The following is a 24,466-nucleotide window of genomic DNA, read 5'->3' on the forward strand; positions in this document are numbered from 1 at the left end:
CCCCAACGGCGCCGCAGACGACCGGAACCCTTACCCGCCGGACGTATCCAGTTCCGCGTCCTCACTGATGCCCGCGCAGTCGTACGGGTCCTTCAACCAGCCGTCCGGGAGGACGACCCGGTTGTTCCCGGAGGTACGCCCGCGGGGGCCATCCGCGCCGGTCGGCCAGGACTGGTCGAGGTCCAACTCGTCCAGGCCGGAACGCAGTTCCTCCAGCGAGGACGTGATCGCGAGACGCTTCCGCATCTCCGAGCCGACGGCGAAGCCCTTCAGGTACCAGGCCACGTGCTTGCGGAAGTCGATGACGCCGCGTGCCTCGTCGCCGATCCACTCGCCGAGGAGGGTGGCGTGGCGGACCATGATGTCGGCAACCTCGCGGAGGGTGGGCGTACTGAAGTCGGTGCGCCCCTCGAACGCCGCCACCAGGTCCGCGAACAGCCACGGCCGGCCGAGGCAGCCGCGGCCCACGACCACCCCGTCGCAGCCGGTCTCCCGCACCATCCGCAGCGCGTCCTCCGCCGACCAGATGTCGCCGTTGCCGAGGACCGGGATCTCCGGCACGTGTTCCTTGAGGCGGGCGATGGCCTCCCAGTCGGCGGTGCCGCCGTAGTGCTGGGCCGCGGTGCGTCCGTGCAGGGCGATGGCCGTCACGCCCTCCTCGACCGCGATCCGGCCGGCGTCGAGGTAGGTGATGTGGTCGTCGTCGATGCCCTTGCGCATCTTCATGGTGACCGGGAGGTCACCGGCGCCGCTGACCGCCTCGCGAAGGATCGCGCGGAGCAGGGGGCGCTTGTAGGGGAGCGCCGAACCGCCGCCCTTGCGCGTCACCTTCGGGACCGGGCAGCCGAAGTTCAGGTCGATGTGGTCGGCGAGATCCTCCTCCGCGATCATGCGGACGGCCTTGCCGACGGTCGCCGGGTCGACGCCGTACAGCTGGATCGAGCGCGGCTTCTCGGTCGCGTCGAAGTGGATCAGCTGCATGGTCTTCTCGTTGCGCTCGACCAGCGCCCGCGTCGTGATCATCTCGCTCACGAACAGGCCCTTGCCACCGCTGAACTCCCGGCACAGCGTGCGGAAGGGCGCGTTGGTGATCCCGGCCATGGGGGCCAGGACGACGGGCGGCTGGACGGTGTGCGGGCCGATCCGCAGGGTCGGGTTCATCGTGGACGTGGGCGTGGGCATTCACCCATTCTCACGTACCGACGGGGGTGCAGCCAGATTCATTAGTTAGGCGTACTATTCATGCATGCCCGAGCTGAGCCCTCGCCGCCGCATGCTGGTGCTCGCGATCTGCTGCATGAGCCTGCTCATCGTGAGCCTCGACAACACGATCCTCAACGTGGCCCTGCCCTCGATGCAGCGCGAACTGCACGCGAGTACGGCGGGGCTGCAGTGGACCATCGACGCCTACACCCTGGTCCTTGCCTCGCTGCTGATGCTCGCGGGCTCCACCGCCGACCGGATCGGCCGCAAGCGCGTCTTCATGGCGGGCCTCGTCGTCTTCACGATCGGCTCGGCGCTGTGCTCGGTCGCGCCGAACCTGGAAGCGCTGGTCGCGTTCCGCATGGTGCAGGCGGTGGGCGGTTCGATGCTGAACCCGGTCGCCATGTCGATCATCACCAACACGTTCACGGATCCGCGAGAGCGGGCGCGCGCGATCGGCGTATGGGGCGCTGTCGTCGGTATATCGATGGCCGCGGGCCCGCTGGTCGGCGGACTGCTCGTGGAGTCGGTGGGCTGGCGGTCGATCTTCTGGGTCAACCTGCCGGTGGGGCTGGCCGCGCTGCTGCTGACCCTCCGCTACGTCCCCGAGTCCCGTGCGGACCGGGCCCGCCGTCCCGACCCCGTCGGCCAGATCCTGGTGATCGCGCTGTTCGGCTCCGCGACGTACGGGATCATCGAGGCGCCGCACGCGTCGCTCGCCACGGTGCTGCCGTTCGCGGTGGTCGCGGTCGCCGCGCTGATCGGGCTCCTTGGGTACGAGCCTCGTCGCGCCGAGCCCCTCATCGATCTGCGGTTCTTCCGGTCGGCACCGTTCAGTGGGGCGACCGTGATCGCGATCAGCGCGTTTGCCTCGCTGGGCGGGTTCCTGTTCCTGTCGACGCTGTATCTGCAGAACGTACGGGGGCTGGACGCGCTGCATGCGGGGCTGTGGATGCTGCCGATGGCTGTGCCGACGCTGGTGTGCGCTCCGCTGGCCGGGCGGTTGGTCGGTAGCCGGGGGCCGCGGTTGCCGTTGCTGATCGCGGGGGTGGCGATGACGTGCAGTGCGCTGTTGTTCGCGGTCTTCGATGCGGAGACCTCTGACGTCACGCTGTTCCTGGGGTACGCGCTGTTCGGTATCGGGTTCGGGTTTGTGAATGCGCCGATCACGAATACGGCTGTGTCCGGGATGCCGCGAGCGCAAGCCGGCGTGGCCGCCGCCGTCGCCTCGACGAGCCGTCAGTTGGGGCAGACGCTCGGTGTTGCGGTGGTGGGGGCGGTGCTGGCCGCTGGTGTGACGGCGGCGGCGTACGAGGATGCGTTTGTGGCTGCCGCCATGCCGGGGTGGTGGATTCTGACCGGGTGTGGGGTGGCCGTGCTGGTGGTGGGTCTGTTGAGCAGTGGGCGGTGGGCTCGGGGGACTGCTGAGCGCACGGCTGAGAAGCTGGACGCCGTGGAAGCGCGTCAGACCGTAGGGGCTTCTGAGCGTCGGTGAGTGCCGTTGTGGCTGGTCGCGCCCGCGCGGCGGGAGCCGCATATCGGACACAGGGCGTTGGCGAGGTTCTGGGTGTGCGGGTGCGGGGAGAGGCGTAGTGGAGCACCGCATCGGGGGCTCCCGTGAGGGGGAGGTAGCGGACGTCCGGGTCCGGGTGCTGGGCGGCCACCGAGGCCGGGAAGACGCCCACGCCTCTGCGGGCCGCCACCGCGTGCAGGTACTCGTCGATGTTGGTGCCCTCCGCGCCGATCTCGGGGCGGACGTCGGCCGACCAGTCGTCGGGGGTGAGGGCGCACGCCGGCCAGCCGTACGGGACCGTCGTTGAGATCTCGCTCACGGCGGAGTCAGTCCCGCGCCCGCTCCAGCGCGATGGCGTGCAGCTTCTCCAGTCGTTGCCTCGACTGGTCGTCCGCCGGTGCGTACGTCACCATCCTCGGCCCCTGCCCCGGACCCAGCCACAAGTCCGTGTGGTCCACCGTGAGTCGGCCTACGTAGGCGTTGTCGAACTCTTTTCGCTTGCTGCGGTGGGTGTTGACCTCGTGGCGGTCCCAGACCTCGCAGAACTGGGGGACTCGGTGCGGAGACGTTTGAGGAGCATCTTCCAGGCGGGCTCGGCGAGGTGGCCGGCCATGGCGGCGCGGAAGCGGGCGGCCATGAGGCGTTGGGTTTCTTCGAGGTGGACGATCGAGGAGCGCCAGTCGTCGTGGGTGTAGCAGAGGACCATGCAGTTGCGGTCCTCGGGCGGGACGGCGTCCAGGTCGCAGAGGAGCAGGCCGTAGGTGCGGTTGTAGGCGAGGATGTCGTAGCGGCTGTTCTGGAGACAGGCCGGGAACGGCTCCAGTTGTTCGAGTACGGCGCGCAGGGCGGGAGTGACCGACGCGCAGTTGGTGGCCGGGGTCGGGTCCACGGCGCCGGCGAGCTGGAAGAGGTGGGCGCGCTCGCTGGGGTCGAGGAGCAGGGTGCGGGCGAGGGCGTCCAGGACCTGGACGGAGACCTGGATGTCACGGGCCTGTTCGAGCCAGGTGTACCAGGTGACGCCGACGGCGGAGAGGTGGGCGACCTCCTCGCGGCGCAGCCCCGGGGTGCGGCGGCGTCGGCCGCGGGGGAGGCCGACCTGCTCGGGGGCGATGTGCTCGCGGCGGTGACGGAGGAAGGCGGCGAGCTCGTGCCGGCGGATCTCCGCTTCGCGGGCCGGCCGGGGCTGTCGTACCGCCGTGTCCTGGGCCATGGTCGTCATGCCTCCAGCGTGCGCGAGTGCGGACCCTGTTGCCAGGTTCGCCCACTACCAGGATAAGGAGACTCTGGTACCCGTTTGAGGGGAGGAGCAGGCTCATGATCGTGACCGAATCCACGATGTCCACGACCACGGTCCGCTCCCCCGCCGCGCCACCCGTACTCGGCGGTCTCGGACTTCTCACCGTGCTGCTCGGTGCGGCACTTCCGCTCATCGACTTCTTCATCGTCAACGTCGCCCTGCCCACCATCGGCCACGACCTGGCGGCGAGCGAGTCCGTCCTGGAGCTCGTCGTCTCCGGGTACGGCCTCGCGTACGCCGTCCTGCTCGTCCTCGGTGGCCGGCTGGGCGATCTCTTCGGCCGGCGCCGCCTCTTCCTGGGCGGCATGGCGGCCTTCGGACTGACCTCCCTGGCGTGCGGGCTCGCGCCCACCGCGTGGACGCTGGTCGCGGCCCGGGTCGCGCAGGGCGTGGCGTCCGCGGCGATGCTGCCGCAGGTGCTGGCCACGATCCAGGCGGCGACATCCGGCCCGCGACGGGCGAAGGCCATGGGCCTGTACGGCGCGACGGCCGGACTGTCCATGGTGGCGGGGCAGATACTCGGCGGCGTCCTGGTCGCCGCCGACCTCGCGGGCACCAGCTGGCGTGCGGTCTTCCTGGTGAACGTGCCGGTCGTGCTGGTCGGCCTGGTCCTCGCCGCCCGCGCCGTCCCGGAGACCCGCTCGCAGCACCCGGAACCGGTGGACGCCCCCGGCACGGTCCTGCTCGCCGCCTCCCTGCTCGCGCTGCTGGCGCCGCTCACCGAGGGCCGGGCGGCGGGCTGGCCGCTGTGGACGTGGCTGTCGCTGGCCGCGTTCCCGCTGCTGGCGGGGGCGTTCTACGCGGTGGAGCGGCGGGCGGACCGGCAGGGCCGTACGCCACTCGTCCCGCCGAGCCTGTTCGCGCTCATGTCGTTGCGGCGCGGGCTGGTGATGATCGTGCCCTTCTCCATCGGCTTCAGCGGGTTCATGTTCGTGATCGCGGTGGCGTTGCAGCAGGGCGCGGGGCGGGGCCCGGTCGCTGCGGGACTCGCGCTCGCGCCGATGGCGGTGGTGTTCTTCTTCACCTCGCTCGCCGGGCCGCGGCTGGTCACCCGGTACGGCACCCGCGTGGTGACGGCGGGCGCCGGGCTCCAGGCGGTGGGCGTGGCGCTGATGGCGCTGGCCGCTTGGCGTTCCTGGCCGGACCTCGGCATCGTCGAACTGCTGCCGGGCGCGGCCATCGCCGGAGCAGGCCAGGCCCTCCAGCTTCCCATCATCTTCCGCGTCGTCCTCTCCGAGGTTCCGACCGCTCGCGCGGGCGTCGGCAGCGGCGTGATGATCACCACCCAGCAGTCGGCCCTGGCCCTCGGCGTGGCCACCCTCGGCACGCTCTTCCTCTCCCTCGTCCCCGGCCTCGGCATGCGAGACGCCCTGGTCACGACGCTGGTGGTGCAGCTGGCGGGGGTGGCGCTGACGGGTCTGCTCAGCCTGCGCCTCCCGCGTACGATCGGTTGACTCGGCCACAGCTTGGACAACTCGGTGTGAAGGACCACCTGTTGATGTTGGTCTTGCTGCACACTCCTCCTTGACTTTCCCGGGACGACTTTCCCAGGAGGCTGGAGGCGTCATGCCGCAGATCGACTCGAGCAAGGTAAGCCGCTGGGACCAGCACGGCCGTGAGCACGTGGTGCGGGTGCAGCGCACCGGAGTGCAGCGCACGATCAGGTGCGACACCTGCGGCTGGCGCAAACCGGCCCAGTTCCTGCCCTGGCTGAAGGCGGAGGAGCATCTGGCCCAGGCGCATCAGGCGACGGTGGATCCGTCGGCGGCGTAGGGGTCGCGGTGGCGATGACTTTCCGTGGCGGCAGCGGTCGTACATACGAAGGCATACGACGATCAACACGGAAGGCCGGCCGATGAGCGCTCTGCGCGAGACCCTGCGACGGCACGTCGACGACGGATCGGTGCCGGGAGCGGTGGGCCTGGTGGACCGCGGCGACGAGGTCGAGGTGGTGACCGTCGGTTCCCTGTCCGCCGGCGGGACCGCGCCGCTGCCCCGGGACGCGATCTTCCGGATCGCCTCGCTGACCAAGCCGATCACCGCGGCGGCGGTGCTGATGCTGGTGGAGGACGGGCGGATCGGGCTCCACGACCCCGTCGACGTATGGCTGCCGGAGCTGTCGAACCCGACGGTGGTGCGTACGCCGTCGAGTCCCGTGGACGACGTGGTTCCGGCGGTCCGCCCGATCACGGTCGAGGACCTGCTCACCTCCCGGGCGGGCTGGGGGTACGCGTCCGACTTCTCGCTCCCCGCGGTCCAGGCCCTCTCCGCCGTCCAGAAGGACAGCCGGGAGCCGCACACCTATCCCGACCCCGACACCTGGCTACGGCAGCTGGCCCAGGTCCCGCTGCTCCACCAGCCGGGCGAGGGTTGGCTGTACCACACGTCGTCCGACCTCCAGGGCATCCTGATCGCCAGGGCGTCGGGCCGTGCCTTCCCGGAGTTCCTGGCGGAGCGGATCTTCGAACCGCTGGGCATGAAGGACACGGCCTTCGAGGTCCCGGAGACGAAACGCGACCGCTTCACGACCTACTACCGCACGGGCCCGACGGGCGCCCTGGAGCCGGCGGACACCCCGGACGGCGACTGGAGCCGCCTGCCCGTCCTCCCGTCGGGCGGCGGCGGACTGGCCTCCACGGCCGACGACCTGCTGGCCTTCGTCCGCCTTCTCCGCTCCTCCGGTGAATCCGGTGAATCCGGCGGCCACCGTCTCCTGACGCCCGCCTCCGTCAGCCGTATGACCACCAACCACCTCACCGCCCACCAACGCCAACTCGGCACGCTCTTCCTCCAGGACCAGGGCTGGGGCTACGGCGGCCAGGTCGACGTCACCCCCAGCAGCCCCTGGAACACCCCCGGCCGCTACGGCTGGGTCGGCGGCACCGGCACGACGGCCTACCTCGTCCCACCCACCGGCACGATCACCATCCTGCTGACCCAGGTGGGCGTGGAGAGCCCGGAACCGGTGCGGCTGATGGAGGAGTTCTGGCGGTGCACGGCAGGGGTTCAGGTGGGTCCAGGGACAGGAGCAGCGGGGATCCAGCCACTGTCGTCAGGGTCTCCGTCACTGTCGTCAGGATCTCCGCTCTGGTCCGGGCCGGGGCTGTGACGTCCAGGAGTGTAGGAGCGAAACGCCTGGTCGAGGGCCTTGAGCTCCCTTGACGCGACGACGCCCGGCTCCAACACCTTCGAGATGACTTCGGTGTTCAGCTTCTGGCATCCCGGAATGTGCTCCGGGTCGATGTGCCAGGTTTCCCCCACGGGGTAGAAGTTCCTCGAGTCGCCGCCTGGACTGATGACTGCGACACGACCGGCCTTGAGCTTCCTGCCACCGTCGTGAACGAGTTCCACATCGAAGACACCGACCCAGGGACTGTCGCCGTAGTCGATGATTTCCGGGCCCGTCGTGAGGGTGAACTTCTCGTAGGAGTTGGCGTCGATGCGGTGGGTCAGCTCGGCGGTCCTGCTGAACGGGACCTTGTGGGAGTGTGTGCCCGGGACGAGGGGCTGCTTGTCGGGCACGGTCAGGTCGTAGGTCGCGGTGCTTCTCAGGCCTTCGCTCGTGGGGGTGTAGCACCCCTCCAGAAAGAGCGACTTCCGGAAAGTGACGTTGGCCTCGGTGATCAGAGACGGGGCTGTGGCGAGGTTCTGGACCGTGATCTCCACATGTGGACCCGAGATGTCGGCCTTCTGCCGTCCGGCGGCGCCAAGGCCGCCGAACTGTTCCTCGGTCCCTTTGATGCCCTTGCCGATGTAAGCACGGACCGTTGCCAGCTTCAGGTCCGCCTTGAGGTCCGGCCCACTGCGGGCCGCGTCAACGGCCTGCTTGCTGGTGCGGTAGTCGGCCGACCACGACCCGACAGTCCAGGAGGCACCCAAGAGCACGGCGACGACCGCGAGGTAGCCACAGATCAGGTCGACCCAGCCTTGCAGGTTCTCGCGGTTCTCTCTTCGGTGGGCACGGCGGAAACGACGCCACAGCCGGCCGATGAAACCCGGGCCCGGCGGAGCGGGCGGGGGCGCTAACGAGCCGGGCTCTGACATTGCACTCCCCACTGATGTCTACCCCTTGAGTTCCGGCATCCTACGGCTGGGCAGCGCCCCGAAGCCCGCGCACCAGGAGATCCACCACCGCCTCGAACTCCCCCTGGATCCCCGCCCGTTCCCACTCCCGGTGGTACCCCGGGTCATGGAAGCGGGCGGTGGCCTGGAAGAGGGCGGTGGCGGTGGTTGCCGGGTCGGCGGTGGTGAACGCGCCGGACTCGGTGCCGGCGCGGACGATTTCCGTGAGCTGGTCGGTCAGGTCGGTGAGGTGCTCGTCGACGGCGTGGCTGTTCTCGCTGGTGAGGACGGTGTAGGTGGCGAAGAGTTCGGGGTCGTCGCCCGCCTTGTGGCGCTTGGCGTCGAACAGGGCCCGCAGCCAGTCGCGGACCCGGGACTCCGGATCGCGGTCGGTCGCGGCGACGATGCCGGACAGGGACGCCGACGTACGGTCCAGCCACCTCTTCGTCACGGCCTCCCGCAGCGCGGCCTTCGTACGGAAGTGCCGGTACACGCTCCCGTGGCTGACGCCGAGCGCGCGGGCCACGTCGACCACGGTGGCCTTGGCGGGGCCGTGGCGGCGCAGCACCTCCTCGGTCGCTTCGAGGATGCGCTCGGCGGTCAGGATCTCGGAGGTGGGTGACATGGTCAGACCGTACCTGCCGCTACTTGGTGCCGAGGTGGCTCATCTGCGCGGCCGGGTAGCGGTCGCCGGCCGCCGCGTCCGCCGGTACGGCCCGCTCGATCGCGGCGAGGTCGGCGGCGTCCAGCGTGACGTCCAGCGCGCCCAGCGACTCGCTGAGCCGCTCCCGGGTGCGGGCGCCGACGAGCGGCACGATGTCCTCGCCGCGGGCCAGCACCCAGGCAATCGCGATCTGCGCGACGCTCACGCCCTTCTGCTCGGCGATCTTCCGCAGCGCCTCGACCAGGTTCAGGTTGTGCTGGAGGTTCTCGCCCTGGAAACGGGGCGACAGCGACCGGAAGTCGTTCGCGCCGAGCTGCCGGCCGGCGGAGAAGTGGCCGGAGATCAGCCCGCGGGAGAGCACGCCGTACGCCGTGATGCCGATCCCCAGCTCGCGCGTGACCGGCAGGACCTCGTCCTCGATGCCGCGCGAGATCAGCGAGTACTCGATCTGAAGGTCGGAGATCGGAGCCGTGGCCGCCGCCCTGCGGATGGTGTCCGCGCCTACCTCGCTCAGGCCGACATGCCGCACGTATCCCTTCTCGATCAGCTCCGCGATCGCGCCGACCGTCTCCTCGATGGGGACGGCCGGGTCGAGCCGGGCGATCCGGTATACGTCGATGTGGTCGACGCCGAGGCGCTGGAGCGAGTACGCGGCGAAGTTCTGCACGGCGGCGGGACGGCCGTCGTAGCCGGTCCAGCCGCCGTCCGGGTCGCGCAGTGCGCCGAACTTCACGCTGACGAGCGCCTGTTCGCGCCGGGCCGTGGGCGCGGTGCGCAGGGCCTCGCCGATCAGCATCTCGTTGTGGCCCATGCCGTAGAAGTCGCCGGTGTCGAGCAGGGTCACGCCGGATTCCAGTGCGGCGTGGATCGTCGCGATGGACTCGGTCCGGTCCGCGTCGCCGTACAGCGCGGACATGCCCATGCAGCCGAGGCCGAGGGCGGAGACCTGGGGGCCGGTGGTTCCGAGGGTTCGGGTTTGCATCGTCATGCGCTCCACCATGGCATGACAGCTGACAGATTTCAATATCTGTCAGCTGTCATTCGTCTACTGGGAGAACCGGGACGGCTCGAAGAACTGGACGTTCGGCGACAACGTCAAGGCGCTCCAGGGCCGTTGACCCGCTTCGCGGCGGGAACCCCGAGCACATCGAGCATCGCCCGCGTCGCCGGACTCGGATTGAACCGGCTCCACGCGAGCACCTCGATACGGCGCGGCCCGCCCACCACCGGGACCAGCACCAGCTCGGGGTCGCCCGCCGCCAGCGGCCGGGCGAAGGCCGACGGCAGCAGCGCGACGCCCAGGGCGCGCGCGGTCAGGCGGGTGATCAGCTCGACGACCCCGACCTCGTACGCCACGTCCCGCACCAGCCCCGCCGCGGCGAACGCCTGGTCGGACTGGGCCCGGGCGGGTGTGCCGTGCATGAAGTCCACGAACGTCTCCTCGGCGATGTCCCGAAGGGTGACCCGGGAAGCGCCCGCGAGCCGGTGCCCGGCCGGCACGACCAGCACATGCTCGTCGTGATCGAGCACCAGCGTCTCCACCCCGGACGGCCGCTGGTCCTCGGGCAGACCGAGAAAGGCGATGTCCAGTTCGCCGTCCCGGATCGCGGCCACCAGATCGTCGCTGCGCCCGGAGCGCAACACGACCCGGACCTCCGGATGCAGCGCGCGATACCGCTGCAACAGCTCCGGTACGTCGACGGCGGCGGTGGTCACGATCACGCCGACGGCGAGCCGGCCCGTACCACCCCGGCCGCCGCGGCGGCGTCGGCAGCCGCGAGGTCGGCGGCCGTCAGACACTCGCGGGCCCGCGCGACGAACGCCTCCCCGGCGCCGGTGAGCTCCACCCGGCGACTGGAGCGGGCGAACAGCCGGACCCCCAGCTCCCGTTCCAGGCCCGCGATCCGGTGGCTCAGTGACGACTGCACCACGGAACACCGCTCCGCGGCCCGCGTGAAGTTGCGGGTCTCGGCGACGGCGACGACGTAGCGCATCTGCTGAAGGTCCATCCAGCCATCGTTCTGATTCATCGCTGCCATGGCAACCATGCTTTGGAGTCATGACGGGGTGCGGCCGAGACTGCACCTCATGCAGAGGAATTCGTCCGCGCAGCACGCGGCGACCGTCGCCCTGACCGCACTCGCCCCCGCCTCCTGGGGCACCACGTACGCCGTCACCACAGAGCTGCTGCCGCCCGGGCATCCGCTGTTCGCCGCGCTGTTGCGTGCCCTGCCCGCCGGGCTGCTCGCACTGGCGCTCACCCGTGTGCTGCCGCGCGGCGACTGGTGGTGGAAGGCCGCCGTCCTCGGCACCCTCAACATCGGCGCGCTGTTCCCCCTGTTGTTCGTGGCGGCCGAACGGCTCCCCGGCGGTGTCGCCGGCACCCTCGGCGCCGTCCAGCCGCTGCTGGTCGCCGGGCTGGCCATCGCGGTGCTCCACAGCCGGCCGACGGCCTGGACCTGGATGTGGGGTGTGCTCGGGGTGGTCGGTGTCGGACTCGTGGTGCTCGGGCCCGAGGCCCGGCTGGACGCCGTCGGCGTGCTCGCCGGTCTCGGCGGTACGGCGGGCATGGCGGCCGGAGTCGTCCTCACCAAGCGCTGGGGCCGCCCCACGGGGGTCGGTCCGATGGCCCTGGCGGGCTGGCAACTGACGGTCGGCGGGCTGGTGTTGCTCCCCCTCACCGTCGTGTTCGAGGGGGCGCCGCCGTCGATCGATTCGCAGGCCGTCGCCGGCTATCTGTGGCTCGGCAGCATGGGCGGGCTGATCTCGTTCACGCTGTGGTTCCGCGGGATCGGGAAGCTGCCGGTCAGGGCGTCCGCCCCGCTGGTGCTGCTGTCCCCGCTGGTCGCCACCGTCGTAGGCCTCACGCTCGGCGAGACGCTGAACCCGCTCCAGGCCCTCGGTTTCACCCTCGCCCTGGCCGCCCTGCTGGCCGTGCAGTTCAACGCCCCGCACATGAGGAGAGCGCATTCCATGACGACAGGGTTGACGATCGCCGTGCTCGGCGCCACCGGCATGGTCGGCAGCCGGGTGATCACCGAGGCCGTCACACGCGGACACCACGTGCGTGCCCTGTCCCGGAAGCCTGCCGACGAGGACCGCAGCGTGACGCCCTTCCCCGTCGACGCGAACGACACGGACGCCCTGTGCGAGGCGCTCGCCGGCGCCGACGCCGTCGTGGTCGCGGTGCGGACCGATCCGGTCGACCAGGACTTCCTCGTCGGTACGACCCGTGCGGTGCTGGACACCGGGATACGCACCCTTGTGGTGGGCGGCGCGGGGGTGCTGCGCAGCCCCGAGGACCCCGCGCTGCTGGTCGCCGACAACCCGGTGTACGTGCCGGAAGAGGTGAAGCCGGTAGCCGCGGCCGGGGTGGCCCAACTGCGGGCCTGCGAAGGGCACGGCGGCGACTGGGCCTATCTCGCGCCGCCCGCCCTACTGGCCCCCGGCGAGCGCACCGGCCACTACCGGCGGGGCACCGACACCCTGCTCACGGCCACCGACGGCCGCTCCTGGATCAGCGCGGAGGATCTGGCTGTCGCCGTACTCGACGAACTGGAAGCGCCCGGCGCCGACCGCGTGGTCACCGTGGTCCATGACGACCGACGGACGGGGCAGCGCCCCAAAGGGGCGCGGGGAACTGCGCGACCAGCCACGACGGCGCCGCAGACGACCACTACCGCGCGGTGAACGCGAGCTTCGCCCCCAACGCCACGAACGACCCAGCGAAGCTCCGCCGCAGCCACGTCATCACCCTCGGCCGTGAGGTGACGTGGCTGCGGACGGAGGCGGCGAGGATGCCGTAGGCCGCGAAGACGACGAAGGTCGCCAGCATGAAGACGCCGCTGAGCGCGAGCATCCGGAGCACCGAGTTGTGCTCCCCCGGCGTCACGAACTGCGGCAGGAACGCGAAGAAGAAGATCGTCAGTTTCGGGTTGAGGATGTTGATCAGCACGCCCCGGACGATCACCCGGCCCGCGGAGAGGGGAGCCTGCTGATCGTCCAACGCGATCGCCTCACGGTCCTTCAGCGTCGCCCATGCCATGTAGAGGAGGTAGGCGACACCGGCGTACTTCAGGACCTGGAAGGCCGTCGCGCTCGCGTGCAACAGCGCGGCTATTCCGGTGATCGTGGCCAGCATGTGCGGGACGATGCCGAGGGTGCAGCCGGCCGCCGCGACGACGCTCGCCCGGCGGCCGCGGGACAGCCCGGCCGCGAGGGTGTAGACGACGCCGGTGCCGGGGGTGGCGACCACGACGAGGGTGGTCAGCAGGAACGCGATGCTCATGCCGCTACCCTGTCGGGGCCGCCACAGACCCGTACAGGACCAATCACCCGTCCCGTACGGGGACCACTCAGCCCTGCATCAGCGGCAGCGCCAGGTCCACCACCGCCCGGCCACCGTCGAAGGTCCCGGACCGCGTGACCGAACCGTTCAGCAGGTCCACGCGGTACAGCCGCTGCGTACCGCCGACGCTGAGGACGCCGTACGCCGTGTTCGAACCGCTCCTCGTGGACGTGTAGATGTCGAAGCCCGCGCTCGGGCCCGCGTCGACGCCCAGCTTGCCGGTGGGGGCGAGGTTGCCCGCGTTGGCCGGGGACTGGATGGAGACCTGGTCGCCCGCCGTGTCCACGTCGAAGAGCGTGGTGGCGGTGGTCTGCGAGAGGTCGTTGTTCGTGTACGCCGCCCCTGTCACGCCCTGTGCCGTGGCACCCACCGTCGCGGGCGGGACCGGCGGGTTGGTCAGGGTGCCGTCGACAGCCGTGGTGCCCGCCGCCGGGGCGCCCGCCGGGTCGTCGATGTTGTGGCGGAGGTTCTGGCCGGTGTCGCTGATGACGCGCAGGCGGTTGGCGGCGGGGTTGAAGTCGACGCCGAACGACTGCCCCTGCAACGCCACGCTCAGCCGGCCGACCTTCGTCGCCTTCGCGCCGATCTCGCGGACGGTGTAGATGCCGCCGCGGTCGCCGACGCCGTACAGCTTGCCGTTCTGGACGCGGTAGTCGATGCCGACGAGCTTGGTGTCGCCCTGGAGGCCGTTCACCTTGCCGAGCGGGAGGACGCGGTCGGGACGGTCGGTGCGGAAGCTGACGAGCCGCTGGTCGGCGGTGAGGCCGATGGCGGTGAGCCGGTCGCTCTGCGCCGCGCCCGCCCCGATCAGGCCGCCCTTGTTCTCGATGGCGGCGGGGGAAGACTCGGCCTTCGCCGCCCCGTCGCCCTTCGCTCCGCAGCCGACGGTGCCGATGGCCAGTGCCATGACGGACGCGGCGATGACTGCTTGCTTACGCATGGTGCCCCCGTGAAGGTTCTCACCGCGACCCGCCCGCTGCGGGCCGCGCATGTCCCCTCTTCGGAGCCGGATGGGCACCGGATGGGAAAAACCCCGGTTTCGTTACGTCTGTTACGTCCGTAACGAAACCGGGGTTTTCGGACAGCACTCGCGGAAAACTACGCGCCGATCAGGCGGCTCGCCAGGTACCCCTCGATCTGGTCCAGCGAGATCCGCTCCTGCTTCATCGAGTCACGCTCGCGGACCGTCACCGCGTTGTCGTCCAGGGTGTCGAAGTCGACCGTCACGCAGTACGGCGTGCCGATCTCGTCCTGGCGGCGGTAGCGGCGGCCGATGGCGCCGGCGTCGTCGAACTCGATGTTCCAGTTCTGGCGGAGCGCCTGGGCGAGGCCCTTGGCCTTCGGGGACAGCTCGGGGTTCCGGGACAGCGGCAGCACCGCGACCTTCACCGGAGCCAGGCGGTGGTCCAGGCGCAGCACGGTCCGCTTCTCCATCTTGCCCTTGGCGTTGGGGGCCTCGTCCTCGATGTAGGCGTCGAGGAGGAAGGCCAGCATCGCGCGGCCGACACCGGCGGCGGGCTCGATGACGTACGGCGTCCAGCGCTCCCCGGCCTCCTGGTCGAAGTAGGAGAGGTCCTGGCCGGAGGCCTTGGAGTGGGCGCCGAGGTCGTAGTCGGTGCGGTTGGCCACACCCTCCAGCTCGCCCCACTCGTTGCCGCCGAACTGGAAGCGGTACTCGATGTCAGCGGTGCGCTTGGAGTAGTGGGAGAGCTTCTCCTTCGGGTGCTCGTACCACCGCATGTTCTCCTCGCGCAGGCCCAGGCCGGTGTACCAGTTCCAGCGCTGCTCCATCCAGTACTCCTGCCACGTCTCGTCCTCGCCCGGCTTGACGAAGAACTCCATCTCCATCTGCTCGAACTCGCGGGTGCGGAAGATGAAGTTGCCGGGCGTGATCTCGTTGCGGAAGGACTTGCCCATCTGCGCGATGCCGAACGGCGGCTTGCGGCGCGAGGTGGTCTGCACCTGGGCGAAGTTGGTGAAGATTCCCTGCGCGGTCTCGGGACGCAGGTAGGCGATGGAGCCGGAGTCCTGGGTGGGGCCGAGGTGGGTGGAGAGCAGGCCCGAGAACTGCTTGGGCTCGGTGAACTGGCCCTTGTTGCCGCAGTTGGGGCAGTTGACGTCGGCGAGGCCGTTCTCGGGGAGGTGGCCCTTCTTGGCCTCGTACGCCTCCTCCAGGTGGTCCGCGCGGAACCGCTTGTGACAGGAGGTGCACTCGGTGAGCGGGTCCGTGAAGGTGGCGACATGGCCGGAGGCGACCCACACCTCGGGGGCCAGGATCACGGACGAGTCGATACCGACGACGTCCTCGCGCGAGGTCACCATGTAGCGCCACCACTGGCGCTTGAGGTTCTCCTTGAGCTCGACACCCAGCGGCCCGTAGTCCCAGGCGGCGCGCTGTCCGCCGTAGATCTCACTGCAGGGAAATACGAAGCCACGGCGCTTGCTCAGGCTGACGATGGTGTCGATCTTGTCGGCGGCCACGGTGCTCTCTTCATTACGACGACGGGCGACGAAGCGAGGTGCTTCCAGCGAATGCTTCAGGTTACCGGCGCAGGCTCCCCCTCAACCAAATCGGGTTGTGCTCAGGGCCACCCCGGACGTTTGTTGACAATCGTTTCCAGATTCATTGAAAATGACTGTCATGAACGCACGTCGTCGTCTGATACCCACCGCCGTGGTGACCGCCCTCGGTCTCGCTGCCCTCTCCGCCTGCTCCAGCGACAGCGGCAGTGACACCGCAAGCGCCGCGGGCAACACGGACAAGTTCGACGTCGTCGCGTCGTTCTACCCGATGCAGTTCCTCGCCGAGCAGATCGGCGGGGACCATGTGAACGTCTCCACGCTGACCGAGCCCGGCCAGGAGCCGCACGACCTCGAGATCAGCGCCAAGCAGACCGCGGCACTCCAGGAGTCCGACGCGGTGCTGTATCTCAAGACCCTCCAGCCCGCCGTCGACGAGGCGGTGGAGCAGTCCGGCGTCAAGACGAAGATCGACGCGGCAACCCTCACCAAGCTGGAAGACCACGGCGAGACCGGCCACGCCCATGAGGGCGAGGAAGAGCACGCCGAGGAGGAGCACGCGGAGGAGGAGTCGGCGCTCGACCCGCACGTCTGGCTGGACCCGGTGAAGTACGCCGAGGTCGCCGAGGGTGTCGGCGCCGCCTTGGAGAAGGCCGACCCGGACAACGCGGCCGACTACAAGAAGAACACCGCGGCCCTGGTCGCGAAGCTGAACACGCTGAACACCGACTTCGAGGACGGCCTGAAGAACACCGACACGAAGGTGTTCTTCACCAACCACTCCGCCTTCGGTTACCTCGCCGAGCGCTACGGCCTGACCCAGGAGTCCATCTCCGGTCTGGACCCGGAGACCGAGCCGAGCGCGGCGCGGATCAAGGAACTCCAGACGGAGGCGAAGGCCGACGGCGTGACGACCGTCTTCTACGAGACGCTGGTCTCCGACAAGACGGCCAAGACCCTGGCCGACGACGCCGGGCTGAAGACTGATGTGCTCGACCCGCTCGAGGGCATCACCGACAAGTCCAAGGGCGACGACTACTTCGGGGTCATGCAGGCGAACCTGACGGCCCTGGAGAAGGCGCTCGGCGCGAAGTGACCCAGCAGTACCCGGCAGTTCGGAGGCGCACGCCATGACGGCACGTAAAGCCGGCGACCCCGTCATATCCCTGCGGAGCGTGACGGCGGAGCTCGGCTCGCGCCCCGTGCTGCGCGGCATCGACCTCACCGTGGGCCACGGTGAGGTCGTCGCGCTGCTCGGCGCCAACGGCTCCGGCAAGTCGACCGCGGTACGCACGGTCATCGGCCAGGTCCCGGTGTCCGGCGGCGAGATAGAGATCTTCGGCACCCCGCGGCGCCGGTTCCGCGACTGGGCGCGGGTCGGCTACGTCCCACAGCGCACGACAGCCGCGGGCGGTGTCCCGGCGACGGTGACCGAGGTCGTCTCCTCGGGCCGCCTGTCCCGCACCCGCTTCGGTGTCCTGCGCAAGGCCGACCGGGACGCGATAGGACGCGCCCTGGAGCTGGTCGGCATGGCGGACCGCGCCAAGGACTCCGTCAACGCGCTCTCCGGCGGCCAGCACCAGCGGGTCCTGATCGCCCGCGCGCTCGCCTCCGACCCTGATCTGCTGATCATGGACGAGCCGATGGCGGGCGTGGACCTGGCCAGCCAGGAGGTGCTGGCGCGGACGCTCACGGAGCAGGTCGCGGCGGGTACGACGGTCCTGCTCGTCCTGCATGAACTGGGCCCCCTGGAGCCGCTGATCGACCGCGCGGTCGTCCTGCGCGACGGCTGTGTCCTGCACGACGGCCCGCCCCCGAAGGCGGTCGGCCAGCACGCGCTTCCAGGCCACGACCACGTCCACCCGCACGCGGCGCCGGACGCCGAACCGATCCGCACGGGACTGCTGAGCTGATGGAGATCCTCGACTACGCCTTCATGCAGCGGGCCCTGCTCGCCGCCGTCCTGGTCGGCGTCACCGCCCCCGCGATCGGCATCTACCTCGTCCAGCGCCGCCAGGCCCTGATGGGCGACGGCATCGGCCATGTCGCGATGACCGGCGTCGGCCTCGGCTTCCTCCTCTCCACCTCGCCGGTGTGGATGGCGACGGCGGTCGCGGTGATCGGCGCGGTCCTGATGGAGCTGATCCGCTGGTACGGCCGCACTCGCGGCGACGTCGCCCTCGCGATGCTCTTCTACGGCGGTATGGCCGGCGGCGTGATGCTCATCAACCTCGCGCCGGGCGGCTCCAACGCCAACCTGAACTCGTACCTCTTCGGCTCGCTCTCCACGGTCTCCGAGGACGACGTGACGGCGATCTGTCTGCTGGCGGCGTTCGTGGTGCTGGTCACCGTGGGCCTGCGCCGCCAGTTGTTCGCGGTCAGCCAGGACGAGGAGTTCGCGCGGGTCACGGGTCTGCCGGTGCGTGCGCTGAACCTGCTGACGGCGATCACGGCGGCGGTGACGGTGACCGTCGCGATGCGCGTGGTCGGGCTGCTGCTGGTGTCCGCGCTGATGGTGGTGCCGGTCGCCGCGGCGCAGCAGCTCAGCCGTAGCTTCGCGCTCACGTTCGCCATCGCGGTCGCGATCGGGGTGACCGTGACGATCGGCGGGACCGTGACGTCGTACTACCAGGACGTGCCGCCCGGCGCGACCATCGTGCTGCTGACCATCGCCGCGTTCATCGTGCTGACCGCGACGGCGGCTCCGCTGGCCCGGCGCCGCGCGCGGGCCCTCGCCGCCGCCCACCCCGCGGGAGACCCCGCGGAGTGTGCGATTCCGGCCAGCCGGGAACGCGACGGAAAGGTGGGAGTCTGACCGCGCACATGTCGGGCTGGCACAATGGCCCGGCACGGCAAGCGCAGATGTGAGTCGCTCGGTCGACACCGGCGCAAGCGCCCGGAGGCGACCGAGCAAAAAGGAGGAACCGGTGACGACCGCTGGACAGCCGGTGAAGGGCCGAGCCACCCGGCAGCGTGCCGCCGTGGCGGCGGCGCTCGACGAGGTCGACGAGTTCCGCAGTGCGCAGGACCTGCACGACATGCTGAAGCACAAGGGCGATTCCGTCGGCCTCACCACGGTCTACCGCACCCTGCAGTCCCTCGCCGAGGCCGGTGAGGTCGACGTCCTGCGCACCTCCGACGGCGAGTCCGTCTACCGTCGCTGCTCCACCGGCGAACACCACCACCACCTCGTCTGCCGCGTCTGCGGCAAAGCCGTCGAGGTCGAGGGCCCGGCCGTGGAGAAGTGGGCGGACGCGATCGCCGAGGAGCACGGTTACGTCAACGTGGCGCACACGGTGGAGATCTTCGGCACGTGTGCGGAGTGCGCGAGCACCTCCGGCGGTTGACTGAGCGTTTGGTCAGGTGATTCGTGTTTGGTCCCGGGTCAGGTTCCGCGCCAGTTCAGGGTGGTTCGCCGGTGAGTCTGCGGGCCATGAGGTGGATCATCGCTTCGGAGCGGTGCGGGGGGGGCGTTCGTAGTCGCGGGCGAGGCGTCGGTGGTGCATGAGCCAGCCGATGCTGCGCTCGATGGTCCACCGTCTCGGGATGATCGTGAACCCGCGGGCGCCGGGCGGGCGTTGGAGCGTGTTGGGAGCAGACAGGAGCAGTCGGAACGAAACGATTCCCAGGCGTCCCGGGCGGGTCGACTGCCCCATCAAGCACAGCGGCCCCTCCGCCGCAGGACTCTGGAAACGACACCAACTCGACCGAGACAGGACCAAACGCTCAGTCAGTGAGAGTTTGATGCTGATTCAAGACGGGTATTTCGACCTGCTTTGCCGCATTCATTGCCAACATGCACAGCCTGAAGTGCCGACGCCCAAAAGGTCGCGAAGGCACACGTAAGGTGCGGATCGATCCGAAGATTATTGGCCACCGGAGCGACTCGGCACCACAACCCATCGCCAAATACCCTCCCAGAGGGTGTGGGCTTTGTAATGGCACGGTGAACATGGGCCGCCAAAACCACCATCGCTGGGATCCCGCCGACCAGTCTCGGCGGCACCGTCATCGGTGCTCTGCGATGGCGGGGGCCAATTCTGACGCTGTCCACTGCTTGGCGGCAGGGTCTCCGGTACGATCCGGTTATGTCTGACGGACTTCCTTTGAGCGAGGTATTGGCGAGCCTTCGCAGGGAACTCGCTGTCGCTCACGGCCAACGTGATCCACTCATACCATTGCAGGTAAAGGAGATCGAGGTTGAGCTCACGGTCGAGGTGACCAAACAAGCCGCGGCCGACGCGGGTATCAGCTGGCTCGTGGTCGCGAAAGGAAGTAAAAATTCCGCGTCAACGCACTCTCATAAATTGACGCTCACTCTGGACCCCGGTTTCGTCGATTCCCACGCGAACCGGGGCGAGCTTCTGGTCACGCCCTCCGTGCTGATCCGGGATGACGACTGAAATGGCCGAGAACCTCGCGGCCCGAGTGGCCAAGATCAGATTCGAAACGGCCGACGGCCGAGTGTTCCTCGGCAGCGGGTTTCTGCTCGCCCGAGGCCTCGTCCTGACCGCCCGGCACATCGTGACGAAGGCGTCCGAGTACGACGCCGACGGCCGCGTTCCCGCGCGGCGGTTCACGGTCAAGCTGGAGGGATCCGCGTCGTCGGCGGCGGCGGTCACAGAGATCGTTCCGCTGGAGGCCGACGGTCTCGACGCCGCGCTGCTCATAGTCCCGGACCTGGACGAGCCCAGGGGCACCGCCACCCTCGGAGGCACCCACCACGGCGTCCAGACGTTGGAGAACTGCCGGATCATCGGATACCCGGTCGCGGGCGTCGAATCCGGCTCCACGTCGCCCAGGCCGATCGTCGTGCGGGTGAACCTCGCCCCCGTGGTCGACGACGACACGGCGATCGAGATTCAGGTCATCGACCCGAGGCCACGGGCCGACGAGGACTGGGGCGGGATCTCGGGGGCGGGCGTGATCGGCCCGGGCGGGCATCTGCTGGGCATCGTGACCAGCGTCCCCACTCAGTGGGACGGCCGCCTGCGCGGCGTCTCGATCGCCGCGGTCCAGTCGGCGGCCCGGCAGCGCGCGGCGAACGCACTCGAACCGCTGCAGCGTCTTCCCCTCGTCGATCTGTCGGCGCGGCCGTCGCTCTTCGGCACCGAGAGCTGGGCCGGTGACCCACCGCGGCTGCCCGACACCGACGCGAGCCTCTTCGCCTTTGTGAACTACCGGTACCGCCAGGTCGAGTTCGTCAACGACGGCCCGAGCGGCGCGGTACTCGACAGCATCGTCGACTGGGCGAACGATCTGCCGCAGAGACCGGATATCAGGATCGGGCGGCTCACCGGCCCGGCCGGGGTGGGCAAGTCCAGGATCGCCGCCGAGGCCTGCCGGAGGCTCACCCGTGACCGACGGACGATGTGGCAGGCGGGATTCGCCGACTACGACAAGCTCGCCGGCACGCACAGCTTCGTCACGCCGCATTTCATCGTCTTCGACTATGCCGAGCACCAGCACGACATGCTGGGCATGTTCATCGAGAACCTCTATGCGCAGGCGATCAATGACGGTCACCTCGGCGCCTCGATCCGGCTCCTCGTCATCACCCGCAGCGAGGAGGCCTGGCCGGGAGAGCTCCGTACCCGCACTGCCGATCTCCCCTCGCTGCTCACCGGCTCCTTCGACCTGACCACCCAGGCGTTCGATGAGCAGGATGTCCGCGAACGGCATGCCGAGGCCGCTTATCGCTCCTTCAGCAAGGCCGTCGGCGGACCGGACGCGCCGCGGGAGCTGCCGGCCGAAGAGGTCCGGCGGATCGCCGAGTACGATCGGCCGCTGCTGGTCCACGTCGCCGCCTTGCTGGCGGCCTCCGGCCGGGCGGTGCCCATCTCCGCCGCCGACGACTCGGCGCGGCTGGTCCTTGACACGCTCATCGACGTCGAAGTCGACCGTCTGGCCAGGTCGAGCACGGCGCATACGGACGGCGCGAGCGCGCTGGCGGATCGCGGCCGGGCGAAGCAGGCGCTCTGCGTCATGACTCTCACGGCTCCGACTGTGCAGGATCTTGTGGAACTGCTCGAATCAACGCCCGCTTTCGAGGGCGAGCCGGAGCGGACCCGCAGCGACGTCGCCAACGCGCTGCACCGGCGCTACCCGGCCGCGGCCGTCGCGGACGGAGCCCCAGGCGCCCTTCTCGCGCCGATCGAACCAGATCTGATCGCCTCTCACCTGCTCGCGACCACGGAGGGCCGAGCCGCTCTCGTCGAGCGACTCGTCGTTTCGCGCGCGGTCGCGGCACACCCGGCGTATCTCGCGCGCCTGCTCAACACCCTCGCGCTCGCCACGGACGACTACCCCGAGGTCAGTGACGATCTCAGAGCCCACCTGGGGCAGTCCCTCGCTCAACTCGTCGGCAGCGCCGACGCCTCGCAATCGCTCTCGGAACTGCTCCAGGCGCACCTGCGGCGCCTGGTGGACGTCGCCGTGGAACTCGCCGGGCGGCAGGACCTGAGGGCGGCACGGCAGCTGACCACCGCACTCGGCCTGCCCTACCTGACCGGGGCGGATGTCATCAACGAGGCCGCGTACCACGCTCACTACACCGTGCCGCACCCGCACGAGGCGCTCGACGGGCTCGGGGCCGCGCTCGCGGCTCGGGGTGTGGATTACCGCGCCGCCTCGGGTGAACCCGAGGACGTGTATGCCGTTTACCTGAACTACGGCAACCGCCTGCGCTATCTCGGCGAGGCGACCAGGGCTCTGGACGCTGTCAGGACCGGAATCGACTACCTCGAGCGCGCGGTCAAATCCGGCCGGCGAGACCGGCGGGAAACATTGGCGGCCGCGCTGCACAATCTGGCCGGCGCTCTCTCGGCCGCCGACGAATACGAAGAAGCCCTGCGCACGGCCGGACGCGCGGTGGACTTGCTGACGGAGCTCGCCGCCGAAGACCGTGGGAAACACCTCCACTTCCTGTCACTTGCGCAGGGCCAATACAGCGCCGAGTTGCGCAGGGCGGAGCGCGCGCCCGAGGCTCTCACAGTGTCTCGCCAGGCCTTCCAGGGCTACGAGGAGCTGGCTCACTGGGGCCACAAGGCGTACAGGGCCTATCTGCCGTACATGACCCAGATCACGGCAGGGCTCGCCGACGCCCTCGCCCGCAACGATGAGCCGAACGAGTCCCTCATGCTGCACCAGTACAGCGCTTTTCTCGCCGAGGAACTCGTGGACCAGGACAGGGCCGCCTCCCTCAGCGAACTGGCGGCCCAGACCAACGGACTCGCCGTGAGCTATTACGTCCTCGGCAGAATGGACGACGCGGTCGCCGCGAACTCCAGGACCGTCGCGGTCTACGAGGAACTCGTCGAGGACGACAAGGAGCGGTACCTCCGCCCTCTCCTGAGAGCGTATGAGACGGCGATCAGGTTTCGCTGTGCGGCAGGACAGGATCTCGAAACGGCCCTGCGGATCTGTAACCAAGGGCGTGCCATCGCCGAGAGCCTGGAGAAGACCAACCAGGAGTTCGTAGGGGATCTCGGCTTCAGGCTCCGGATGGCGGACACCGATCTCGGCCTCAAGTTCACCCGGGCGATGAAACAGACGATCGAGATCCTGATCGACCAGGCCCGGGGTCGCCTGCATAGGGACAGGGACCCTGACGACTGGCAGACAGCGCCGCCGATCATGTTCGACGGAACCTCCGTGGATCCGGCGACGCTCGACGGACTGGAGGAACTCAAGCAGAGCATGGAGGAGGGCGACAAGATCCACGTCTATACCGACAACCGCCTGCTTCCACCGCGCCTCGAAGAACTCGTGCGGTTCATCCGATCGGAGCCGGCGATCGGGTTCGGGATGCTCGCGGCTCCGCCGAACGAGAGACTCGGAGCCTGTCTCCGGGCCCTGCCCAGCGTCGCGGAGGCCCTCCAGGCCAACGTCGTCGACAGCTCGGGCCAGGAACAGCTTGACGATTTCCTCGCGATCCACGGATACCTCTCGCGCCTGGATCCGGACGACCGGGCGCACTGGGGATCCTTCAAGCTGGCGGTGGGCGCCCTCGGCATGCTCGGCGGGTCGGCCGTGAGGCTCGGGGCGCAGTCCGAGATCTTCCGTGCCATCGTTCCCGGAATTCTCCGCTACACGTATCTGGCCGGTGACCATCTGGCCGGGCTCACCACCGGATGGTTCATCAAGAGCGTGTGGGACGCTTTCGATCCCGATGATCCGAACTCCATCGGTCCCGATGATCCCGACTTCATCGCGCTGAACGATCGGTTCGCCGGGAACGTGTACGTCTCCGGTGATCACGGGCGTGCCCTGGCCCTCTGGAAGGACGTGGTCCACCGGCGCGAACGGGTGCTCGGGCCGGATCATCAGCGCACCATCGTCGCCACCGGCAACCTCGCCGGCTGCCTCGTCGCGTTCGACGAATTCGATCAGGCGGAGGATCTCTACGAGTCGGCCATCGAACGGGGCAGACGAGTCCTGGAGCTAGATCATCCCGACGTACTGCGGTTGCGGAGCAACCAGGCCGGGCTGCTTTTCAGACGCGGACGATACGACGAGGCGCTGCTGCGGCAGCAGGACCTGTTGCAGAGATACAAGAACATCCTCGGCGCCGACCACCAGGAATCACTCGGCGCCGCGGGCGATCTGGCCCTCACCTTGCTGGAGCTCAAGCGATACGCACATGCGCAGGTTCTGGCAGAGGACACCCTGGAGCGGGCCCAGCGGATATTCGGGGTGGACGATCCGCGAACGCGGCGATACGAGGCGCGCCTCGAACAGATCAATGAAGCACTCGAAGCCTACGAGGACGACGCGGAAGACGAGGACGACGAGGACTGAGCGGCTACATCCGGACCGGCGACCCGTCGGGAACTCCGTCGGCGTGCATCCGGTCGGCCC

General features: G+C 69.4%; 17 protein-coding genes and 5 pseudogenes. 12 read left to right on the forward strand and 10 right to left on the reverse strand.

Features of this window, described 5'->3' with window-relative positions:
- Window positions 1-30: 30 nt before the first annotated feature.
- Window positions 31-1,182 (reverse strand): tRNA dihydrouridine synthase DusB, encoded by a 1,152-nt coding sequence (dusB, locus tag QQY66_RS15175; RefSeq protein ID WP_301980845.1) that lies wholly within the window; start codon window positions 1,180-1,182, stop codon window positions 31-33.
- Between the two features lie 64 nt (window positions 1,183-1,246).
- Between dusB and QQY66_RS15180 the strand changes: the two genes are divergently transcribed.
- Window positions 1,247-2,698, forward strand: a complete 1,452-nt coding sequence (locus tag QQY66_RS15180) for an MFS transporter (protein WP_301980846.1) — start codon at window positions 1,247-1,249, stop codon at window positions 2,696-2,698.
- A gap of 344 nt (window positions 2,699-3,042) precedes the next feature.
- Here QQY66_RS15180 and QQY66_RS15185 read toward each other — a convergent pair.
- Window positions 3,043-3,935: pseudogene (locus tag QQY66_RS15185) on the reverse strand (helix-turn-helix transcriptional regulator).
- Between the two features lie 101 nt (window positions 3,936-4,036).
- On the opposite strand from QQY66_RS15185, the gene QQY66_RS15190 reads away from it, so the two are divergent.
- The 3 genes from QQY66_RS15190 to QQY66_RS15200 all read left to right on the forward strand — a co-directional run bounded on the left by QQY66_RS15190 (window position 4,037) and on the right by QQY66_RS15200 (window position 7,122).
- Window positions 4,037-5,467 carry an MFS transporter gene (locus QQY66_RS15190; RefSeq protein WP_301987325.1) on the forward strand — a complete coding sequence of 477 codons (1,431 nt, stop codon included), beginning with the start codon at window positions 4,037-4,039 and terminating at the stop codon, window positions 5,465-5,467.
- 112 nt (window positions 5,468-5,579) lie between these two features.
- Window positions 5,580-5,786 (forward strand): hypothetical protein, encoded by a 207-nt coding sequence (locus tag QQY66_RS15195; protein ID WP_301980847.1) that lies wholly within the window; start codon window positions 5,580-5,582, stop codon window positions 5,784-5,786.
- 82 nt (window positions 5,787-5,868) lie between these two features.
- Window positions 5,869-7,122: a serine hydrolase gene (locus tag QQY66_RS15200; RefSeq protein ID WP_301980848.1), complete on the forward strand. Its 1,254-nt coding sequence runs from the start codon at window positions 5,869-5,871 to the stop codon at window positions 7,120-7,122.
- Here the strand turns inward: QQY66_RS15200 and QQY66_RS15205 are convergent.
- The 4 genes and pseudogenes from QQY66_RS15205 to QQY66_RS15220 form a co-directional block, all read right to left on the reverse strand.
- Window positions 7,020-8,057, reverse strand: coding sequence for a hypothetical protein (locus tag QQY66_RS15205; protein WP_301980849.1), 1,038 nt, complete (start codon window positions 8,055-8,057; stop codon window positions 7,020-7,022). The two genes, QQY66_RS15200 and QQY66_RS15205, sit on opposite strands and share 103 nt — an antisense overlap.
- A gap of 40 nt (window positions 8,058-8,097) precedes the next feature.
- Window positions 8,098-8,700, reverse strand: a complete 603-nt coding sequence (locus QQY66_RS15210; RefSeq protein ID WP_301980850.1) for a TetR/AcrR family transcriptional regulator — start codon at window positions 8,698-8,700, stop codon at window positions 8,098-8,100.
- A 19-nt stretch (window positions 8,701-8,719) separates the two neighbouring features.
- The gene (locus QQY66_RS15215; RefSeq protein WP_301980851.1) at window positions 8,720-9,727 is read right to left on the reverse strand and encodes an aldo/keto reductase; all 1,008 of its coding nucleotides are present in this window, start codon (window positions 9,725-9,727) and stop codon (window positions 8,720-8,722) included.
- A 107-nt stretch (window positions 9,728-9,834) separates the two neighbouring features.
- Window positions 9,835-10,748 (reverse strand): annotated as a pseudogene (locus QQY66_RS15220) (LysR family transcriptional regulator).
- 79 nt (window positions 10,749-10,827) lie between these two features.
- On the opposite strand from QQY66_RS15220, the pseudogene QQY66_RS15225 reads away from it, so the two are divergent.
- Window positions 10,828-11,673, forward strand: a pseudogene (locus QQY66_RS15225) (EamA family transporter); the annotation flags it as partial.
- Window positions 11,674-11,742: 69 nt separating this feature from the next.
- Window positions 11,743-12,429 (forward strand): annotated as a pseudogene (locus tag QQY66_RS15230) (NAD(P)-dependent oxidoreductase); the annotation flags it as partial.
- Here the strand turns inward: QQY66_RS15230 and QQY66_RS15235 are convergent.
- From QQY66_RS15235 to QQY66_RS15245, 3 genes are all read right to left on the reverse strand, one after another.
- Window positions 12,416-13,027, reverse strand: coding sequence for a LysE family translocator (locus QQY66_RS15235; protein ID WP_301980853.1), 612 nt, complete (start codon window positions 13,025-13,027; stop codon window positions 12,416-12,418). The pseudogene QQY66_RS15230 and the gene QQY66_RS15235 sit on opposite strands and share 14 nt — an antisense overlap.
- A gap of 67 nt (window positions 13,028-13,094) precedes the next feature.
- On the reverse strand, window positions 13,095-14,027 hold the full coding sequence (locus tag QQY66_RS15240; RefSeq protein WP_301980855.1) for a DUF4394 domain-containing protein: 933 nt from the start codon (window positions 14,025-14,027) through the stop codon (window positions 13,095-13,097).
- Window positions 14,028-14,185: 158 nt separating this feature from the next.
- Window positions 14,186-15,568: a glycine--tRNA ligase gene (locus tag QQY66_RS15245; protein WP_301980857.1), complete on the reverse strand. Its 1,383-nt coding sequence runs from the start codon at window positions 15,566-15,568 to the stop codon at window positions 14,186-14,188.
- A gap of 160 nt (window positions 15,569-15,728) precedes the next feature.
- Here QQY66_RS15245 and QQY66_RS15250 point away from each other — a divergent pair, with 160 nt between their 5' ends.
- The 4 genes from QQY66_RS15250 (at window position 15,729) to QQY66_RS15265 (ending at window position 18,954) form a co-directional block, all read left to right on the forward strand.
- Window positions 15,729-16,703: a zinc ABC transporter substrate-binding protein gene (locus QQY66_RS15250; protein WP_301980858.1), complete on the forward strand. Its 975-nt coding sequence runs from the start codon at window positions 15,729-15,731 to the stop codon at window positions 16,701-16,703.
- Between the two features lie 34 nt (window positions 16,704-16,737).
- On the forward strand, window positions 16,738-17,520 hold the full coding sequence (locus QQY66_RS15255; RefSeq protein ID WP_301980859.1) for a metal ABC transporter ATP-binding protein: 783 nt from the start codon (window positions 16,738-16,740) through the stop codon (window positions 17,518-17,520).
- Window positions 17,520-18,422 carry a metal ABC transporter permease gene (locus tag QQY66_RS15260; protein ID WP_301980860.1) on the forward strand — a complete coding sequence of 301 codons (903 nt, stop codon included), beginning with the start codon at window positions 17,520-17,522 and terminating at the stop codon, window positions 18,420-18,422. Before QQY66_RS15255 ends, QQY66_RS15260 begins: the two co-directional genes overlap by 1 nt.
- A gap of 112 nt (window positions 18,423-18,534) precedes the next feature.
- On the forward strand, window positions 18,535-18,954 hold the full coding sequence (locus QQY66_RS15265; protein WP_301980861.1) for a Fur family transcriptional regulator: 420 nt from the start codon (window positions 18,535-18,537) through the stop codon (window positions 18,952-18,954).
- A gap of 38 nt (window positions 18,955-18,992) precedes the next feature.
- Here QQY66_RS15265 and QQY66_RS15270 read toward each other — a convergent pair.
- A pseudogene (locus tag QQY66_RS15270) lies at window positions 18,993-19,170 on the reverse strand (transposase); the annotation flags it as partial.
- Between the two features lie 525 nt (window positions 19,171-19,695).
- Between QQY66_RS15270 and QQY66_RS15275 the strand changes: the two are divergent.
- Together QQY66_RS15275 and QQY66_RS15280 are read left to right on the forward strand one after the other, a co-directional pair.
- Complete coding sequence (locus QQY66_RS15275) at window positions 19,696-20,010, forward strand: trypco2 family protein (protein ID WP_301980862.1); 315 nt, start codon at window positions 19,696-19,698, stop codon at window positions 20,008-20,010.
- Window positions 20,000-24,406, forward strand: coding sequence for a tetratricopeptide repeat protein (locus QQY66_RS15280; RefSeq protein WP_301980863.1), 4,407 nt, complete (start codon window positions 20,000-20,002; stop codon window positions 24,404-24,406). Before QQY66_RS15275 ends, QQY66_RS15280 begins: the two co-directional genes overlap by 11 nt.
- Window positions 24,407-24,466 lie beyond the last annotated feature (60 nt).

The sequence above is a fragment of the Streptomyces sp. DG2A-72 genome, from assembly GCF_030499575.1.
Classification (GTDB): Bacteria; Actinomycetota; Actinomycetes; order Streptomycetales; family Streptomycetaceae; genus Streptomyces.

Coding starts and splice junctions, on each gene's coding strand:
- dusB (WP_301980845.1), bottom strand. CDS start 1,182: ATGCCCACGCCCACGTCCACGATGAACCCGACCCTGCGGATCGGCCCG.
- QQY66_RS15180 (WP_301980846.1), top strand. CDS start 1,247: ATGCCCGAGCTGAGCCCTCGCCGCCGCATGCTGGTGCTCGCGATCTGC.
- QQY66_RS15195 (WP_301980847.1), top strand. CDS start 5,580: ATGCCGCAGATCGACTCGAGCAAGGTAAGCCGCTGGGACCAGCACGGC.
- QQY66_RS15200 (WP_301980848.1), top strand. CDS start 5,869: ATGAGCGCTCTGCGCGAGACCCTGCGACGGCACGTCGACGACGGATCG.
- QQY66_RS15205 (WP_301980849.1), bottom strand. CDS start 8,057: ATGTCAGAGCCCGGCTCGTTAGCGCCCCCGCCCGCTCCGCCGGGCCCG.
- QQY66_RS15210 (WP_301980850.1), bottom strand. CDS start 8,700: ATGTCACCCACCTCCGAGATCCTGACCGCCGAGCGCATCCTCGAAGCG.
- QQY66_RS15215 (WP_301980851.1), bottom strand. CDS start 9,727: ATGACGATGCAAACCCGAACCCTCGGAACCACCGGCCCCCAGGTCTCC.
- QQY66_RS15235 (WP_301980853.1), bottom strand. CDS start 13,027: ATGAGCATCGCGTTCCTGCTGACCACCCTCGTCGTGGTCGCCACCCCC.
- QQY66_RS15240 (WP_301980855.1), bottom strand. CDS start 14,027: ATGCGTAAGCAAGCAGTCATCGCCGCGTCCGTCATGGCACTGGCCATC.
- QQY66_RS15250 (WP_301980858.1), top strand. CDS start 15,729: ATGAACGCACGTCGTCGTCTGATACCCACCGCCGTGGTGACCGCCCTC.
- QQY66_RS15255 (WP_301980859.1), top strand. CDS start 16,738: ATGACGGCACGTAAAGCCGGCGACCCCGTCATATCCCTGCGGAGCGTG.
- QQY66_RS15260 (WP_301980860.1), top strand. CDS start 17,520: ATGGAGATCCTCGACTACGCCTTCATGCAGCGGGCCCTGCTCGCCGCC.
- QQY66_RS15275 (WP_301980862.1), top strand. CDS start 19,696: ATGTCTGACGGACTTCCTTTGAGCGAGGTATTGGCGAGCCTTCGCAGG.
- QQY66_RS15280 (WP_301980863.1), top strand. CDS start 20,000: ATGACGACTGAAATGGCCGAGAACCTCGCGGCCCGAGTGGCCAAGATC.